The organism is [Actinomadura] parvosata subsp. kistnae (assembly GCF_900323885.1).
Taxonomy (GTDB): domain Bacteria; phylum Actinomycetota; class Actinomycetes; order Streptosporangiales; family Streptosporangiaceae; genus Nonomuraea; species Nonomuraea composti.
The window spans coordinates 1314898-1332100 of sequence record NZ_OOHJ01000022.1 but is presented as its reverse complement, the minus strand read 5'-3'; the positions used below and the strand labels follow the sequence as shown (position 1 = coordinate 1332100).

Here is a 17203-nt window from a genome sequence, read left to right as displayed (position 1 = left end):
GCAGTTCCTCAGAACCCGCATCCCAGCCCGCTCTGTCGCCAGCTGCATCGAGTAGCGCGAACCCCCGATGCGCCATTGCCACGAAAGTCGGAGTACCCGATACCGATGACCTATACCCGCACCATGTTCAAGCGCCACAATCGTTCCTGCGGCCATCGCGGAACGTTCCCTTCGATCTCGACTTGGCCCTTGAAGGGGAAGCGCGATGGCCGTCACCATTTACCCGTCGCCCATCCAAATGCTGTCGATGACCTGGCATAGTCGAGCAGCACCACATTTCGGGCGACGTGCGCCCATGGGCGCCAAACCAGGCCGACGGGGCAAAACCAGGCTACGCCTTCACCTTCGCCTTGGGCGGCCACCGCGCATCCCCCTTCAAAGCAACGATTCATGGCGAAGAAGAACGGCGGTGGCCGCAGACCTAAGTCTGACGCCCCCACGGAGCCCGCCGCAGCAGATCAGCATGATGAAGCCGAAAAACATGCCTGCGCATGCCTGGCCAAGCCGCAAGCCTCGCATAACGCCACACCTTGCAGACGCCAGAACGTAAGGGTAAAAAGACGTGACTTACCGACATCCGATGCCGTTCAAAGGATAGTGCCGCGAACTCAACAACCCAAGCATGGACAAAATGGCCGAGATAGACGCGAAGTGTAGAGATCGCCAGTCGGCAAGATTGGTGACGGCCATCGCGGCCCTCCGAATACGCAGTTCTGGAGGACGCCGAGCGCGATGGCCGCACACAACATTCTGCCGCCTGAGCCTCGCGCAGTGAAGTGTTTCATGACCGGTGACTCCGACTTTTGTCGGGAAGTCCATTGCGGAGGAGTGAACGCGATGTCGCCGGACGGGTGTTGCGCCCCCGCCCGGCGACAAGGTGCACCGACCGCCCCGTTCGAGCCACCGCCACCGCTAGATGCGGACCGGACATCGCTGGCGAAACCACGAACAGGGCAATCACTGCCGGTGCACCGCGTTCGCGCAGGCCAAGGGCGACGCGCCTGCCCACAGCCCTCACTTGGGCATGGGCCGCGCCCTGACCTGCGCGAGACCATGGACGTGGCCCCTTGCGTCCACGAGACATGGGGCCACGTCATGACGAGTAGTGGCCGGCTGACGTCCGTTCGGCCTACCCGCGCCATTAGGTTCTCATGGTCGTCCCTTGGAAAACTGCTGTTCGGCGCTATAAGGGGGATGATGCCTTTTGCGGGATGCTGCACTCATGGTCCGGCGTGGAAAGGATTTACAGGGGAATCCTCCTCCACGACTCGTCCGCGATAATAAGGTGATCGAGTAGCCGCAATTCGACAGTCTGTGCGGCCTCGAGAAGCCTGGCGGTGGCCTCCAGGTCTTCCTGGCTGGGGTCGAGTGAGCCGCCGGGATGGTTGTGGGCAAGCCCGAACATCGCCCCGCCCGCGGTGAGCACCTCTGTGATCACCTCGCGGACGGGCATCACGGTGTGATCGCTCCCGCCTTCGGTCAGCACCGCCCGCTTCAGGATGCGTCCGCGGGTGTCGCACGCCACCATGACCAGCCGCTCGTGCTTCCGGTCGCGGAGCAACGGGGCACACGCATGTGCCAGGTCTGACGTGCTGGTGATGCGTTCGGGCTCGGGCCCCGACTCCGCACGGCGTACGAGATGGAAGGCCGCAGCCACGCGCGCGGCCTTGGCCGGGCCGATGCCACGCATCGTGAGTAACCAGTGCGGGTCGGAACGGCTGAGGCCGTCGAGATCTCCACAAGCCTCGATCACCTGTGTGGCCAGGTCGAGGGCGCTCGCCCCACGAAACCCCGAGCCGAGCAGCACGGCCAGCAGCTCCCGATCCGCCAGGGCGGCGGCACCACTGGACATGAGCCGTTCGCGCGGCCGGTCACGTTCGGACAGGTCTTTGACTCGCATCGGCAACCTCCGCAACCGTTGTATCAACCCGCACCGACAATCCCTGACCTGCGCATTCACGGTGAATCCTGTTCGTCCCTTACGCGTTCGTATGCGTGCGATTTTCGACTCCCGCGCCCCACTCCCCGACCCCGATTCGCTCCCGGAACGGTTCGAGACGTGATCCCTTGGACTCTCCGTATGCCTCCGGCGCCGACTCCGCGGCACGGTCGCTGAGCTGGGGCCGGGACTGCGGGGCTCGCAGTGGAGTTCGGAGCGCCGCCGTCGTTCGCGGCAGGCATGGGTATTTCCGCCGTCACCGCGGGCGCGGGGTTCACGACGGGCGACTTCCTCAAAGACAGCCGGACGGTCTCAGTGCCGAATGCGCTCCCATCCTTTGGGGCACCGGTGTGACCGGGGCTGGCGCTGATCGAGGAAGGGCGCGATTTGTGTCCGGAGAAGGTGCTCGTCAGCGGAGGCATCGGCAGCGTTGCGGTGCTCCTGCTGTCCGGACGCGCCCACGTCGTCGCGACCGCTTTGTTCAAGTACGAGGCATACGTCCGAGATCTCTGGGCTGGAGAGATCGTCGACTATCGCGACGCCGACACCATCGAGGAGTGCTTGCGCCGCCCCTCGGGAGGCCTTGATGTGATCATCAACCTCTCCCTCAAGAGCGACGAACTGTTCGCATCGACCAAAGCCGTCCGGCCCGGTGAGCGCCTGCTCATCACCACGCCCGGCATACCAGCGTCCTCAGCCTTCGAGCGGGCCGAGCCCACGGTCGCCGTGGTGATAGGCACGCTGAAGCTCACCAAAGAGGCCCAATCACCACCCGAGCAATCGACGGCACTCTGCCCGATCCCGCACTCGCCGCCGTCGATTCGATGACGGTGTCTAGACATATTGGGATTTCGCTCGCGCGCGTAGTCGCGGCAAGGTCGTTGTCACGATGCTGGACGAACCGACCCTTTGAGCAATGCGGGACGAGGCAGTGTCGCGTCGATGACCGTCCCTGCTTATGGAGGCGGTCCGGCGAGGTCGGCCTCGTCATTCGTGAGGCGGTGGGCCGGCGGGGGTGGCTTCGTCATTCGTGGGGAGGCGGAGCCGCGCTCGCGTGCCCATCGCGCGATGCGGCGAGAGCGGGCCTGATGAGGTGGCCGGCGTCAAGAACGACCCGCGAGGGTTGCACCGACGGTACGGGCACCTTCTTGCTTGACCTCGGCCGTCCTTCCTTGATCGCCACAGACTCGGCCCTGTCGTGTCGATATGGGGGAGCGCGGCCGCACGTTCGGCGTTGCGCCCGTCCGGCCGAGGCGCGAAGAGACGGCACGAACTCGTCGGGTCGGGAAGCTCCGGGCAAGATGGTGCTCACCCGGAGCTTCCCGCTCTAAACAGGCATGCTGTACATGATCCGGAACCGGTCGCCCGGGATCACGATGTCGCTGGTCTCGACCGGGCGGTCGCCCGCCCAATGGGTACGTTCCACATGAAGAACGTGAACCCCCGCCGCCAGGTCCAGCGCATCGCTCTCGACCGGCCGGGGGATGCGGGTATGAACGCTCTCGACGATTTCGGTGATCTTTATGCCGTGCGCGTACATGCGCGCGACCAGGCTGCGCCGTTCCTCCTCCGTATGAGGGGTGAACTCGCGCAGCTCATACGACGTGGCGAGCTGGAGCGGCCTGCCGTCCCCGCGGAAGACGTAACTCGTCTTGGTCAGCGTCGCCGACTCGGGCAGCCGCAGCCGTCTGCCGATGTCGGGGCCCGCTTCGGTGGGCTCGCTGTGCCAGTCCCATGTAACTCGCCTGCCTTGGGATTGGAGGTCGGCGGCGAACGGGGCAGGGTGGTCGAGGAAACGCCATCGGTGCAGAGGTGTTAGGTCGGGGCGTTCCCTGACGTAATGGCCCGAGCCCACGCGGCCGATGATGAGGCCCTCGCCCGCGAGCACGCGTAGTGCATGACGGGCGGCGGTCTCACCGACCTGATACTTGCGGGTCAGCTGCGCGCGCGAGGGGATAGGCGCGCCGGGGGGAAGGGTGCCGTCGGTGATCTGTCGCCGGATGTCTTCGACGACACGCAGGTAGACCGGATCTGAGGTGGCCACTAGTCCATCCCTGGGGGTTCGTGTGAGGCGTTGCCCCATGTTGCCGTATTCGGCAGGTAACCGACCGTCATCGATGACAGATGGAGCCCCAACTTTGCGGCGGCGGAAAATTATCGGAGAAACCTTGTAACGCCGATGTAAGAGGTCGCGATTCTCCGGTAGAGGTCGTCGATGTGTGTACCCCCGAGCACATATCGGCGACCTCTTCCATGTCCGCCGCCGCTAGCCGCCACATCCGGTGGTCATGAACCCCGAGGTCGGCACCGGATCCGACGACGAACCCGAGGGCCTTTCACGCAAGACGCCGGCTCTTTCCCGCCCGTCCCAGCCAAGCTCCGCCGCGCCTCCACCCTCTCACGCCCCGCCGCTCCACCGCGCCTCCAAGCTCCGCCACCCCGGCTTGCTCCGTCCAGCCCCCTCCTCCTTACGCCCGCCCCCTCGGCACGCCTGCGCCGCTTCTTCATGCCCACCTTTTGGGTACGCCCTGTCACTTCGTCCTGCCATCACCGGCGGGTGCGCCCTGCCGCTCCGTCATGCCCACACCGCTTGAGCGCGCTGCCGCTCCGTCATGCCGCGACCGCTTGGTGAGTACGTCCTGCTGCTTCCTCATGACACTCACTGGTCGGGTACGCCCCCACGCCCCCGTCGACTCTCACGTGCCCCGCCCCTGGTCACGTCTTCATCGTTGGTCACGCCGCCACCACTGCTCCGCCAGCACTCGCCCGTTCCCACTGCTGATCCCATCCCAGCGCTCGGGACCTCTTCACTACGCCGTCACGCCCCAGCCGCTTCGGCACACCGTTGCTCGCGCACGCCGCACCGGCTCGTAACGTCCGAGAGGTTCGTCGGGTACCACGGCTCCGTCGCGTACTGAAGCTCCGTCGCCTATTACGGCTCCGTCACGTCACCCGCATGCATCACGTCCCCGCAGTTCCTTCCGCATCCCCTCGCCCGCAACAAGGCTTTGTGCAGTTCGGAGCTCGAGCCGGCTACCGTGATCTCCAGCCGTCGCTTTTTCGTGCGCCGCCCCTGCCCAAGGCCGAGCCCGATTCGCGCCGTCCTTGCCCTCTTGTGACAACCGCCTGTGCTCAAGGCGGACCCCCACCTCGGCAACCACCAAGTGGTCACCTGGTATCGCAGCCGAGTGGCCGTACCTCGGCCAGCCGACTCTCCCTACGTTGTGACATCGAACATCCGCCACCCCAACACGCCCACCTCGCGCGTCCTGGACCGCGCCGGGCTGCACCACCAAGAGGGACAACATGATCGAGATCGGCAAGCTACTCCCGTCCGACCGGAACGTGTGGGAGGGCTTGTTCCGTGCGTACATCGACTTTTACGAGCGCACCGAGCCGGACGAGATGTACGACCGGGCGTGGCAGGAGTTTCAGGCGGACACCCGCCTGCACGCCTTGGCGGCCAGGCTGGACGGCCGGCTGGTGGGCATCACGCATTTCCTCACCCACGGAAGCACGTCGGCTCCCGATAGTGAAGTCTGTTATCTGCAGGACCTGTTCACGGCTCCTGACGTGCGAGGCAAGGGCGTGGGCCGCGCGTTGATCGCCGCAGTGACGGACTGGGCTCGGGAACGCGGCTGCTCCCGCGTGTACTGGAACACCCACGAGTCGAACAGCACAGCCCGGCACCTGTACGACAAAGTCGCCGAGAACCGCGGCTTCATCCGGTACCAGATCGAACTGGCGTAACTGGGCGCATCAAGGGCTGCTCCTGGGTGCCGAGGACTGCTTTCCCGTCGCGCACAACGGTGCGGACGTAACCCGGCGGATCTCGGCAGCCTTTATATCGCGCACGTGGTGGTCGGTGTGACCTTGGCGACAACAAATTCCGTCGCTTCCGCCACACCAGGCATCCTGAGCCCGGAGACGTCCCCTTACTCACCCAACGCCTCCTGCATCGACCGGATCGGGGGTATCACTCTAGGTGTGGAAATGATCACCAAACGTAGACGAAAGTCTGCAACGATCATTCACCATCTCGGGGGAGAACACGATCATGTCCACGACACGGGGAAGAACCGCGCTGGCCGCGGTGGGGCAAGACCAGCGCGATGATGCATCGGCGCTGCTGGGGGCGGCTGCGCATCATGGCGGGGAACAATCCCCCCAGCGTGACGGCGAGGTGCCGTTGCGGGACCTGCTCGGCGATCACGTGCTGGACCTGCTGCTGGAACGCTCACGCGACGGCGCGGGCGGGCTGCGGCTGACCGGTGAAGGCTCGATGCTCGGCGAACTGGTCAAGGCGGTGCTGGAACGCGCCCTGGAGGCCGAGCTGTCGTCGCATCTGGGCTATGGCAAGCACGAGGTGGCCGGCCACGGCTCGGGCAACTCCCGCAACGGCAGGATCGGCAAGACCGTGCAGACCGGGGTCGGGCCGGTCCGGCTGGCCGTGCCCCGGGACCGGGCCGGCACCTTCGAGCCGGTGCTGGTGCCCAAGCGGGCCGGCCGCATCTCCGGCGGCCTGGACGACATGATCATCAGCCTGTACGCGCACGGCATGAGCGTGCGCGACATCCAGCACCACCTGCGCCAGATCTACGAGGTCGAACTCAGTCACGAGGCCATCTCCAACATCACCGACGCCGTGCTGGAGGAGGTCCGCGCCTGGCAGGCCCGGCCGCTGGAAGCGGTCTACCCGGTGGTGTTCCTGGACGCCATCGTGGTCAAGGTCCGCGACAACCACAGCGTCCAGGCCAAACCCGCCTACCTCGCGGTCGGCATCGACGCCGACGGCGACAAGCACGTCCTCGGAATCTGGCTGGCCAAGACCCCGCTCGATACCGCCACCGCCGGCGAATCGGCCCGGTTCTGGACCACGGTGATGAACGACCTGAAAAACCGGGGCGTGCGCGACATCCTCATCGCCTGCACCGACGGCCTGACCGGCTTCGAGGACGCCATCCACGCGGCGTTCCCGCACACCACCGTGCAGGCCTGCGTCGTGCACCTGATCCGCAACGCGCTGCGGCCGGTCGCCCGCCGCGACCGCGCCGCGCTGGCCGCCGAACTCAAGAAGATCTACACCGCGCCCACCGAGCAGGCCGCGTTCGACGCCCTGGCAGACTTCACCGCCTCCACCTGGGGCGAGCGGTATCCGCAGGCGGCCCGGGTGTTCGAGACGGCCTGGGACCGCTTCATCCCGTTCTTCGCCTTCTCCCCGGCGGTCCGTAAGCTGCTCTACACCACCAACAGCATCGAGTCGCTGAACTACCAGCTGCGCAAGGTCACCAAGGCCCGCGGGCACTTCCCCGGCGACGACGCCGTGGTCAAGCTGCTGTGGCTGGCCATCATCAACATCGAGGACAAACGCGCCCGCGAACGCGCCGCGACCAAGGAGAAGACCGGAAAGATCAAGAACTCGCCCAGCACCGCCCGCCTGATCGAGGGACAGCGCACCATCGGCTGGCGCGAGGCACTCATCGAACTCGATATCGCCTATCCAGGCCGCATCAGGTAAAGACCGCCATCAAGCACTCAGCAAAGATCTTTACACACCTGAAGTGACAACCTCACCGGATCTGTGTGGGCTTCGGTGGGTATGGGGAGAGGACGCAGCCGGGCATCCGGAGGCGGGCAACGAGCGGCTCCAGGCAGGCGAAGCGGGGTGGCGACGTCCAATGGATTTCCGAATCCAGGTAGCGTTCGCACTATGGCATCGCCAACTGGAACCACCGACGCACCCTTCGGCCGTATGCTGACCGCGATGGTCACGCCGTTCACCTCCGACGGTGAGGTGGATTATGCGGCTGTGCGACGTCTTGCCGCCTATCTGGTGGACGAGCAGCGCAATGACGGACTGATCGTCAACGGGACGACCGGGGAGTCGCCCACCACCTCGGACGAGGAGAAGCAGCGCATCGTCAGCGCCGTCCTCGAAGCGGTCGGCGATCGTGCCGCCGTCGTGGCGGGGGCCGGCACCAATGACACCCGTCATAGCGTCGAGCTGGCGAAGCAGGCGGCGCGTGCCGGTGCGCACGGCCTCCTGGTGGTGACGCCTTACTACAACAAGCCTCCGCAAGAGGGGCTGTACCAGCACTTCACCGCCGTTGCCGACGCAACCGACCTGCCGGTGATGCTGTACGACATTCCCGGACGTAGTGGCGTACCGATCAAGACAGAGACCCTGCTCAGGCTGGCGCAGCACGATCGCATCGTGGCCGTGAAGGACGCCAAGGGTGACCTGTTCGGGGCGAGCCAGGTGATGGCCGCGACCGATCTCGCCTTCTACTCCGGTGACGACCTGCTCAACCTGGCCTGGCTCTCGCTCGGAGCGGCCGGCTTCGTGAGTGTGGTCGGACATGTGGTGGGCGCCGAGCTGGCCCGCATGATCCACCTCCACAAGAATGGCGACGTCGCCCGGGCCCTGGCCGTACACAGCCAGGTGGCCCCCGTAGTGGACGGGATCATGCTGCGTGCCGGCGGCGCGATCATGGCGAAGGCGGCACTGAGCATGGTGGGGATGCCGGTCGGTCCGGTACGGCTGCCGCTCGTGGACGCCACAGAGAAGCAAATCGCCGAGCTGCGTGCTTGCCTGGTAGCCGGCGGGGTGAAGTTGACAGACGCATAGGAACGGGGAGGAACCGGGAGTTTTGAGAACAAGATCTGACCGTGGGGGCCAGGCATGAGCCATCCGCATCCTGAGCTTGGGCCCCGCCGCCGCTGCCGGAAGGCGGCCTGCGCATCGTCGCGCTGGGCGGGCTGGGGGAAATCGGCAGAAACATGGCCGTCTTCGAATATGACGGTCGCCTGCTGGTCGTCGACTGCGGGGTGTTGTTCCCCGAGCCGGACCAGCCGGGTGTCGATCTCATCCTGCCTGACTTCGAATACATCAGGGACCGGCTCGACGACGTCGAAGCCGTGGTGCTCACGCACGCCCACGAAGACCACATCGGGGCGGTGCCGTACCTTCTGCGCGAGCGGCGCGATATCCCGCTCATCGGCTCCAAGCTCACGCTTGCCCTGATAGAGGCCAAGCTCACTGAGCACAGGATCCAACCGACCAAGCTGGAAGTCGTCGAGGGCGAACGGCACGTATTCGGGCCGTTCGACTGCGAGTTCCTCGCGGTCAACCACAGCATCCCCGACGCCTTGGCCGTCGCCATCCGGACGCCGGCGGGCATAGTCCTGCACACCGGTGACTTCCGGATGGACCAGCTTCCGAGCGACGGCCGGCTCACCGACCTCGGCGGCTTCGCCAGGCTCGGCACCGAGGGCGTCGACCTGCTGATGTCCGACTCCACCAACGCCGAGGTGCCGGGGTTCGTCACCAGCGAAAGGGAGATCGGGCCGGTCATCGACGAGGTGATCCGCACGTCCGAGCAGCGGGTCATCGTGGCCAGCTTCGCCTCGCACGTCCACCGCATTCAGCAGGTCATCGACGCGGCCTTCCGGCACGGCCGCAAGGTCGCCCTGGTAGGCCGGTCCATGGTGCGGAACATGGGCGTGGCTCGCGACCTCGGCTACCTGAAGGTCCCGCCGGAGCTGATCGTCGACTCGCGCGACATCGAGGAGTGGCCGCCGGAGGACGTGGTGCTCATCTGCACCGGCTCCCAAGGCGAGCCCATGGCGGCGCTGTCGAGGATGGCCAATCGCGATCACCCGATCCGCATCGCCGAAGGCGACACCGTCCTGCTGGCGTCGTCGCTCGTGCCGGGCAACGAAACCGCGGTCAACAAGGTCATCAACGGCCTGACCAGGTGGGGCGCCCGGGTCGTACACAAGGGCAACGCCAAGGTGCACGTCTCGGGGCACGCGGCCGCGGGCGAGCTCCTGTACGTACTCAACCTGACGCGTCCCTCGAACTTCATGCCCGTGCACGGCGAGTGGCGCCACCTCCGCGCCCACGCCAAGCTGGCCGCCCTCACCGGCGTGCCCGAAGACCACATCGTGATCGCCGAGGACGGCGTCGTGGTGGACCTGGTCGACGGACGCGCGCGGATCGTCGGTGCGGTCCACGCCGGGTACGTCTACGTCGACGGCTCGTCGGTGGGGGAGATCACCGACACCTCCCTGAAGGACCGTAGGATCCTCGGCGACGAGGGCTTCATCTCGGTGGTCGTGGTGGTCGACTCGAACACGGGCAAGCTCACCGCCGGCCCCGAGATTCACGCTCGGGGGTCGGGCATCGATCCCGCCCAGTTCGACGAGTTCATCCCGCAGATCGAACGGGCTCTCCAGGAGAAGGCCGCGGACGGCGTGGTCGACATGCAGGAGATCCGCCGGGTCGTCCGCCGAACGGTGGGGCGCTGGGTGAGCGACACCTACCGGCGCCGGCCGATGATCATCCCTGTGGTGCTCGAAGTCTGAGCCTCCGGACGGTACGGCAGGTGCCTTGACCTGCCGTACCTGCGGAGATCTGTCCGATGCCTGTGGGCCGCCGACGGGGGCCGTGGACGGTGTCCTTCTTCCGTGCTCGCGGACCGGGTGCCACTCGATGATGGCTGGTCCGACGTGAAGGAAGCCATCGCTGCTCAGGCCGGTGATGGCGTGGGCGCGTCCAGGGCCGTCATGGCGCAGGCTGTAGCTGCTGAGACCGCCATCGGTGCGAGCGCGTTCGAAGCCGTTACGACGTGAGCCGCCGTCGCCGCCACAACGTGGGCCACTGGCGAGTACAGCTTGGACGGCGTGACGGACACATTCGAGATGACCGTTATGTGCCTGTGCATGATCTTCGTCGCAAGCGGATGGCGGCGCCGCGATGAAGGGGGAAGGCGCGGCACCACGCAAGTGATGCCGCTCTGACGTCTCCATGGTGCGCGAGGGAGGCGTGGCGCCGCGCAACTGATGCGACTGCGGGGATTCCAAGGGGCGCACGTCAGGCGTCCCTTCTGCGTAGCAGCCAGATGGCGAGGCACAGGGGAACAGCCACGTAGGCGATCATGACCGCGGCGGCTGCCGGTGGCGACAGGAGCGAGCCGTACACCGAGGTCGTGATGGTGTCGCCGGTGATCTCACGAGGCAGGGCGCCGATCATCAGCGAGCCGAGCCGCTCGCTCCACGGCTCGGGAATCTTGCCGATGATCATCGGTAGCACGTAGACGAGGCCGACGATGATGGCGGTCGTGCCCGGCACCGATCGCAGAATTGCGCCGAGCCCCACGCCGAGCAGCGCGAACACCGGCACCGTGAAGCTGAATGCGATCAGAAGCGGCAGCCGGTCACTGAAGGCGCTCATGTAGGCGCCCGAAAAACGGTCGCCAAGCACAACACGGGCCGCGAAATAGGTGCCGAAGACCGTCACCGCCCCTACGAGCAGGCCCAGCCCGCCGACGACCACGGACTTGGCGGCGACGACGGGCCAGCGACGGGGAACGAGGGCCAGGCTTGTTCTGATCATGCCCGTCGTGTACTCGGACGTGATCACCAAAGTGCCGAGGACACCCATGCAGAGCTGAGGGACGATGGTGAACACCTCCTCCAAATCTGCGATCTTGGCGCGTGCCTGTTGTTCCGGCGAAGCGGCGTCGTACATGCCGGCGGCCGCAGCGGCGAGCGCCAGCCCCAGGAAAACGGTGCTGAGGCTGAGGCCGAGTACCAAGTAGGTGGAGCGGACCGAGCGGATCTTCAGCCATTCGGAGGTGAGGACGGTCATGCTGGGCGTCCTTTCGGGCCGAGGGGTGCGGCCTGTGTATCTGTGGTGGAGAGAGAAGCTTCGTCGCACGTCCTGTGCTTGGGCAGGTCCTGTACTGGGGGCAGGTCGTGTGCTTTGAGCGAGTCCTGTACTGGGGCAGGTCGTGTGCTTTGGGCACGGCACTGGGCGGCAGGTCCTGTGCTGGGGTGCGGTGAGATTCGAGCGGTCGGTTCAGGAGGCGGACGGGCGCGTTCAGCAGGAGCGAGGAGGCAGCCCGCGGAGACGTCGCCCGGACGATTCGCCGGGGATCGTGGTGCCATGTGAAGAAGTGATCGGGCAGAGGCGCAACTGCGGGTGCCAGGGCCGGCGTGGATTTGAGGTCTGGGAGCCCGTACGGTCATGCGTCTTTCCGCTTGAGTTGGTAGTAGCCGATGGCGAGAGCGACGAGCGGGTAGGCGAGAAGCACGGCGAGGGCCGCCCAGGGGGCCAGGAAGCCGTCTCCCAGGCGGGAGGAAAGTCGTTGGCCTGCTATTTGGGGGACGAGGCTCGGCAGGAGAATCGTGGAGATACGTGTGTTCCATGGGGGCGGCAGGTAAGTGGCGATGCCGGGGAGCACGAACAAAAGGGTGACGACCGACATGACGGCGCCCGCTGTGGATCGCACGGCGGCGCCCAGACCGAGGCCCACCAGCGCCAGCGCGGTCACCGACATGCCGGAGGCGAGCAGCACGGGCAGGTCGTGGCTGAAGGAGACCTCGTTGAAGCCCAGGTGACGGCCGCTCGTGATCTGGCGGCTCGTTGCGTAGGTGAGCAGGAGGATCGCGTGCGCGGCCACGAAAGTGGTCATGCCGACGATCGCCGCCTTGGCCAGGAATAAGGTGCTGCGGTTCGGGACGGTGACGAGGCTGGTGCGGATCATGCCGGTGGCGTACTCGGAAGTGATCGCCAGTACCCCGAGGACTGCCAGGCTCATCTGGACGAGCGGCAGGAAACCCTGTTCGGGGGCGGCTGCACGGAGCGTGCCGCGCTCGTCGGCGAGGGCGGAGACATAGAGCGTCCAGGCGATGCCGAGGGCCACCGTCAGCGCCGCCGTGCCGACCGCGTGGTAGGTGGAGGTCACCGAACGGAGCTTGAGCCATTCTGAGGAGAGGACCGCCTTCATCGGGCCGCTCCGTATTGCACGCTGTCTGCGGTCAAGACCATGTACGCGTCTTCGAGGGATGGATAGCGGGTGGTCAGCTCCGCGACGGTGGCTTCGGCGATGAGCCTGCCCCGGCCGACGATCACGATGCGCTCGGCGGTGAGAGCCATCTCGCTCATGAGATGGCTGGAGAGCAGGATCGTCCGGCCCTCTGCGGCCAGCGAGCGCATGAGATCGCGGATCCAGCGCACACCGTCGGGGTCGAGACCGTTGACCGGCTCGTCGAACATCAAGATGCCGGGATCGCCGAGCAACGCCGCCGCGATGCCGAGCCGTTGCTTCATGCCGAGGGAGAATCCGCCCACCCGCCTGCGTGCCACGGCGGCCAGCCCGACCTGGTCGAGCACCTCGGCGACGCGAGCAGGACCGATGCCGTTGGTGCGGGCCAGGCAGAGCAGGTGGTTGTAGGCGCTGCGGCCGCCGTGGACGGCGCTCGCGTCCAGGAGCGCCCCCACCTCCCGCATCGGCCGGCGTAGCGAGGTGTAGCGGTGGCCGTTGACCAGCGCCTGGCCGGACGTAGGCGCGTCAAGGCCGAGGATCAGGCGCATCGTGGTGGACTTGCCGGCGCCATTGGGCCGAGGAACCCGGTCACATGGCCCGGCTCGACCGCGAAGGAGAGGTCGTCCACGGCGAGTGTGGAGCCGTAGCGCTTGGTGAGGCGGTGAAGTTCGATCACGCCGTAAGGATGCGGGGTGGCGGGGCGGCACCGCGTCGGACCACGGTTGGAACTTCAAGGTCAGACCCTGGGTTGACGTGCGCAGCCCACGCCAGCGGCTACGGTTCAACGCGTGAACGAGACGCACCCCTTCTTCGCCAGGCGCATGAGCCGCCGCCAGCTGGTCATGCTCGATGCGGTGGCGGGCGTGTGCGCGGCGTTCACCTTCTTCACCGTCACCGTCCATGTGGAGGCGCTGGCGCCATGGATGCGACTCGCCCTTCCTCTCGCGCTGGGGCTGCCGCTGGCGCTGCGCAGGTTCTGGCCGCTGCCCGTCTTCTGCTTCACGCTGGTGCTCGCCATCTTCGCGGCGCTGATGGGCGCGGCGGGGCTCGTGTACCTCGCGCCCGCGTACGCGTTGTACATCGTCGCGCTGTCCGACAAGCTCGGCGCGGCAGTCCCGTCGTCAGCCATCGCCGTGGTCAGCTTGATGACCATCGTGAGCGTGACAGTGGCAGGCACGCCCCGCGACCGAGCCCCAGACTGGCTCGTACATCTCGACCAGCCGCTCTTGGGCATCGCCGCGTTAGGCGGAGCATGGACGATCGGCCGGGCCGTACAGGAGCGCAGATCCTACGCCGCCCGCGACGCCGAGCGACTGGCGGCGCAGGCCGTGGCGGAAGAGCGGCTGAGGATCGCTCGCGAGCTGCACGACGTGGTCACGCACAGCGTCGGGCTGATCGCGGTCAAGGCCGGGGTCGCCAACCACGTCATGGCCACCAGGCCCGAGGAGGCGCACGACGCCTTGCGAGTGATCGAGACCGCCAGCCGGAGCGCGCTGGTCGAGATGCGGCACCTGCTGGGGGTGCTCAGGTCGACTGCGGCACCCGACCGGGTTCCCACGCCCGGTCTGGCCGGGCTTGAGGGCTTGATCAGGCAGGCTCGACTGGCGGGAGTCGAGGTGGAGTTCGATCTCCACATCGAGACGGGCGATGGGGACAGGGCTGGGTCCGTGCCGCAGGAGGCGGCGACGAGGCAAGAAACGGAAGTTCTCCGCCATGCGCCGGCGACGGGCCCGATGGAGGCCGCGAGCGATGGTGCGCTGGGGCAGCTGTACGCCGTTTCAAGAGGCACCGCAAGGGGGCAGGCGGACGCTTGTCCGGGCACCGCAACGGGGCAGGCGGACACTTGTGCAGGCAGCGCAGTGCCGGGGCAGGCCGAGGTCTTCTCAGGCGGTGCGGTGACGGAGCAGGCCGAAGCCTTGGGAGAGGGGACGGCACAAGGGCGAGTGGAGGCAGCACGGGGAGAGGCCGCGTCATATGGATTGGAGGCACAGGTCACGCAAACCGAGCTGACGCTGGGGGAGGCGGAGGTCCTCCAAGACGGCACGGTGCGAGGAGGCGTCAGGGCTTCGTGTGGTGGCGTGACACAGGGCGATGTGGAGACCTTGCAAGGTGGCACGGTGCAGGGCGGTATGGAGGCTTTGCCGGATGGCACGGCGCAGGGAAGCATCGAGGCCTTGCGCGGCGGCGCGTCACGCGATGGCGCAGCGGCTATGCAGCGTGGCATGACGCGGGGTGGCATGGAGCGGAGTGGCGTGGAGGCTGTGCCGGGTGGTGCGGCGCGGGGTAGTACCGGGGCCTTGTGCGGTGGCCTGGCGCGGGACGGTGTGGGGGCTGTGCCAGGCGATATGACGCAGGGTGGCGCGGTGGCTTTGCCGGGTGGCGCAATGCCGGCAAGCACCGAGGCCGCGCGCGGTGGCGTGGCGCAGGGCGGCGTGGAGGCCTTGCGGAGTAATTCGGCGCGGGGGAGCGCTGGGGCTTCGCCAGGTGATACGGCGCAGAGAAGGCCGGAAGCTTTGCGAGAAGGGGGAAGGTCGCTGGGGGATGCGGTGCCGCGACCAGGTGTGATGGTGTCTGAAGGGGAGGCCGAGGCATGGGGGCGGTTGCCTGATGGTGTGGGGTTGGCGGTTCATCGCATCGTGCAGGAGGCGCTGACCAATGTGGTCAAGCATGCTGCGCCGACTCGCTGCAGTGTGGTCGTGGCGCTGGACGGTGAGGAGGTACGGATTGAAGTGGTCGATGATGGGCCGGGGCGGCGTACGCCCGCTGGTGGGTCAGGCCGGCGAACGCCTGGCGATGGGCCAGGCCGGCGAATGCCGGGTGATGGGACAGGGCGGCGAACGTCTGGCGACGGGTCAGGGTGGCGAACATCTGCTGATGGGCCGGGGTTGCGAACGTCTGGTAATGGGGCGGGGTTGCGAACGTCTGGTAATGGGGCGGGGCAGCGTGTGGCGCTGGGTGAGGGGCCTGGGCATGGCCTGATCGGTATGCGTGAGCGGGTCATGATGTATGGCGGGGTGTTTGAAGCGGGGAATGTGCCGGGGCGAGGGTTTCGAGTGTTCGCGAAGTTGCCCTATGAGGAGGTTTCGTGATTCGGGTGGTCATCGCTGACGATCAGGCGTTGCTCAGGGGGAGCTTCAAGGTGCTGATCGATTCCGAACCTGATTTGGAGGTGGTGGGGGAGGCCGCGACCGGGGCTGAGGCCATTGACGTCGTGTTGGAGCGGCGGCCGGATGTGGTGCTCATGGATGTGCGCATGCCGGGCATGGACGGGATCGAGGCCACTCGTCGCATCAAGGACGTTGCTCGGGTTCTCGTGGTGACGATGTTCGACCTCGACGCTTATGTTTATGATGCGCTCCGGGCAGGGGCCAGTGGGTTTTTGCTGAAAGATACTCCGCCTGCCGATCTACTGGCTGCCGTACGCGTGGTGGCCGCAGGGGAGGCGCTGCTGGCGCCTACGGTCACGCGTAGATTGATCGAGGAGTTTACGCGTACTCCCGTTCTGCCCCGGGCGAAAAGATTGGATGGTGTCACGGAGCGGGAGCAAGATGTGTTGTTGTTGATCGCGCGGGGGCTGTCCAATCGCGAGATCGCTGCGCATCTGCAGTTGAGCCTGGCTACGGTGAAAACACACATCACGCGGCTGCTGGCCAAGCTGGAAGCGCGGGATCGGGCGCAGCTTGTTATTGTGGCGTACGAGAGCGGGCTGGTGTCAGCTACCGCGTGATGGCGTCAGCTCAATTGGGTTTCTGGCTGATTCTGTGTTAGGGTGGCTGTTGTATTCAGAAAGTTTTCGCGAGCCAATCCAAGTGTGCGCCGCCGAACGGGCCTTTTCTTTCGCCTACTGCATCGAGTAGCCAGTGTGCAGTTTCTTCTGCTTGTGTGATCAGCTCGCGTGGGTAGTTCAGTAGAACTTGGTGTTCTGTAAACTCGTCTACATCGTCCAGGATGAGGCGGCCGTCTCTCATGCGGATGACGTCCAGGTCGAGATCGAGCATGGTGACCTCGCCGTCTTTCCATTCCGGGATCGTTGTGACGTCGACATAGAGTTCGCTTTTGTGGGGCGGAGAGTTGAAGGACGCTGTCCACCAGGCGTCCCTGGGAAACAGCATGATCGCGGTTGTCTCCCACGTGACAGGCGGACCTTCGCCCTTCCTGGCCACCGTTCCACCGGGCACTTCGGTCCAGACACCGTGCTCGTCCTCGCCCAGGAGGCGAGCTGGGTGATTCCAATGCAATGCGCCGCCATACTTCCTGTAGACGATTCGCATATCAGTCATATGAAGAGACCTTTCCGTAGTTGATGGTCGTCACACGCAGCTGTTGGTGATAGAGGACGCTCAGTTTGGCAGCGCTCGCCGGCGGTGGTGCAGATGGGGAGGGGGAATGGGGGATGGTGTCGTGCCGAGGGAAAAGGGGTGGGGCATACCGC

At 66.2% G+C, this 17203-nt stretch carries 12 protein-coding genes and 2 pseudogenes; 8 read left to right on the top strand and 6 right to left on the bottom strand.

Annotated elements, in window-relative coordinates; genetic code table 11:
• Positions 1 to 1243 precede the first annotated feature (1243 nt).
• Positions 1244 to 1960 (bottom strand): JAB domain-containing protein, encoded by a 717-nt coding sequence (locus KIS93_RS48745; protein ID WP_246005478.1) that lies wholly within the window; start codon positions 1958 to 1960, stop codon positions 1244 to 1246.
• 381 nt (positions 1961 to 2341) lie between these two features.
• On the opposite strand from KIS93_RS48745, the gene KIS93_RS48740 reads away from it, so the two are divergent.
• Positions 2342 to 2767, top strand: coding sequence for an MDR/zinc-dependent alcohol dehydrogenase-like family protein (locus KIS93_RS48740; RefSeq protein ID WP_080042074.1), 426 nt, complete (start codon positions 2342 to 2344; stop codon positions 2765 to 2767).
• Positions 2768 to 3266: 499 nt separating this feature from the next.
• On the opposite strand, the gene KIS93_RS48735 is transcribed toward KIS93_RS48740, so the two are convergent.
• On the bottom strand, positions 3267 to 3983 hold the full coding sequence (locus tag KIS93_RS48735; protein ID WP_080042073.1) for a GntR family transcriptional regulator: 717 nt from the start codon (positions 3981 to 3983) through the stop codon (positions 3267 to 3269).
• A gap of 1262 nt (positions 3984 to 5245) precedes the next feature.
• Here KIS93_RS48735 and KIS93_RS48730 point away from each other — a divergent pair.
• From KIS93_RS48730 to KIS93_RS48710, 5 genes and pseudogenes are all read left to right on the top strand, one after another.
• Entirely contained in the window at positions 5246 to 5689 is a 444-nt protein-coding gene (locus KIS93_RS48730; RefSeq protein WP_080042072.1) for a GNAT family N-acetyltransferase, read from the top strand.
• A gap of 439 nt (positions 5690 to 6128) precedes the next feature.
• Positions 6129 to 7457, top strand: coding sequence for an IS256 family transposase (locus KIS93_RS48725; protein ID WP_418115087.1), 1329 nt, complete (start codon positions 6129 to 6131; stop codon positions 7455 to 7457).
• A 234-nt stretch (positions 7458 to 7691) separates the two neighbouring features.
• Entirely contained in the window at positions 7692 to 8567 is an 876-nt protein-coding gene (gene dapA / locus KIS93_RS48720) for a 4-hydroxy-tetrahydrodipicolinate synthase (RefSeq protein WP_418113080.1), read from the top strand.
• 54 nt (positions 8568 to 8621) lie between these two features.
• Positions 8622 to 10306, top strand: a pseudogene (locus KIS93_RS48715) (ribonuclease J).
• A gap of 102 nt (positions 10307 to 10408) precedes the next feature.
• A complete protein-coding gene (locus KIS93_RS48710) occupies positions 10409 to 10573 on the top strand; it encodes a hypothetical protein (protein WP_155128406.1) in 165 nt (54 codons plus the stop codon).
• A gap of 241 nt (positions 10574 to 10814) precedes the next feature.
• Here the strand turns inward: KIS93_RS48710 and KIS93_RS48705 are convergent, their stop codons facing one another.
• The 3 genes and pseudogenes from KIS93_RS48705 to KIS93_RS48695 all read right to left on the bottom strand — a co-directional run.
• Entirely contained in the window at positions 10815 to 11591 is a 777-nt protein-coding gene (locus KIS93_RS48705) for an ABC transporter permease subunit (RefSeq protein WP_080042069.1), read from the bottom strand.
• A 376-nt stretch (positions 11592 to 11967) separates the two neighbouring features.
• Positions 11968 to 12732, bottom strand: a complete 765-nt coding sequence (locus KIS93_RS48700; protein WP_186404859.1) for an ABC-2 transporter permease — start codon at positions 12730 to 12732, stop codon at positions 11968 to 11970.
• Positions 12733 to 12797: 65 nt separating this feature from the next.
• A pseudogene (locus tag KIS93_RS48695) lies at positions 12798 to 13447 on the bottom strand (ABC transporter ATP-binding protein); the annotation flags it as partial.
• Between the two features lie 112 nt (positions 13448 to 13559).
• On the opposite strand from KIS93_RS48695, the gene KIS93_RS48690 reads away from it, so the two are divergent.
• Entirely contained in the window at positions 13560 to 15860 is a 2301-nt protein-coding gene (locus KIS93_RS48690) for a sensor histidine kinase (protein ID WP_080042065.1), read from the top strand.
• On the top strand, positions 15857 to 16498 hold the full coding sequence (locus KIS93_RS48685; RefSeq protein WP_080042064.1) for a response regulator: 642 nt from the start codon (positions 15857 to 15859) through the stop codon (positions 16496 to 16498). Before KIS93_RS48690 ends, KIS93_RS48685 begins: the two co-directional genes overlap by 4 nt.
• A gap of 55 nt (positions 16499 to 16553) precedes the next feature.
• On the opposite strand, the gene KIS93_RS48680 is transcribed toward KIS93_RS48685, so the two are convergent.
• Positions 16554 to 17042, bottom strand: a complete 489-nt coding sequence (locus KIS93_RS48680) for a DUF402 domain-containing protein (RefSeq protein ID WP_230465510.1) — start codon at positions 17040 to 17042, stop codon at positions 16554 to 16556.
• Positions 17043 to 17203: the final 161 nt, after the last annotated feature.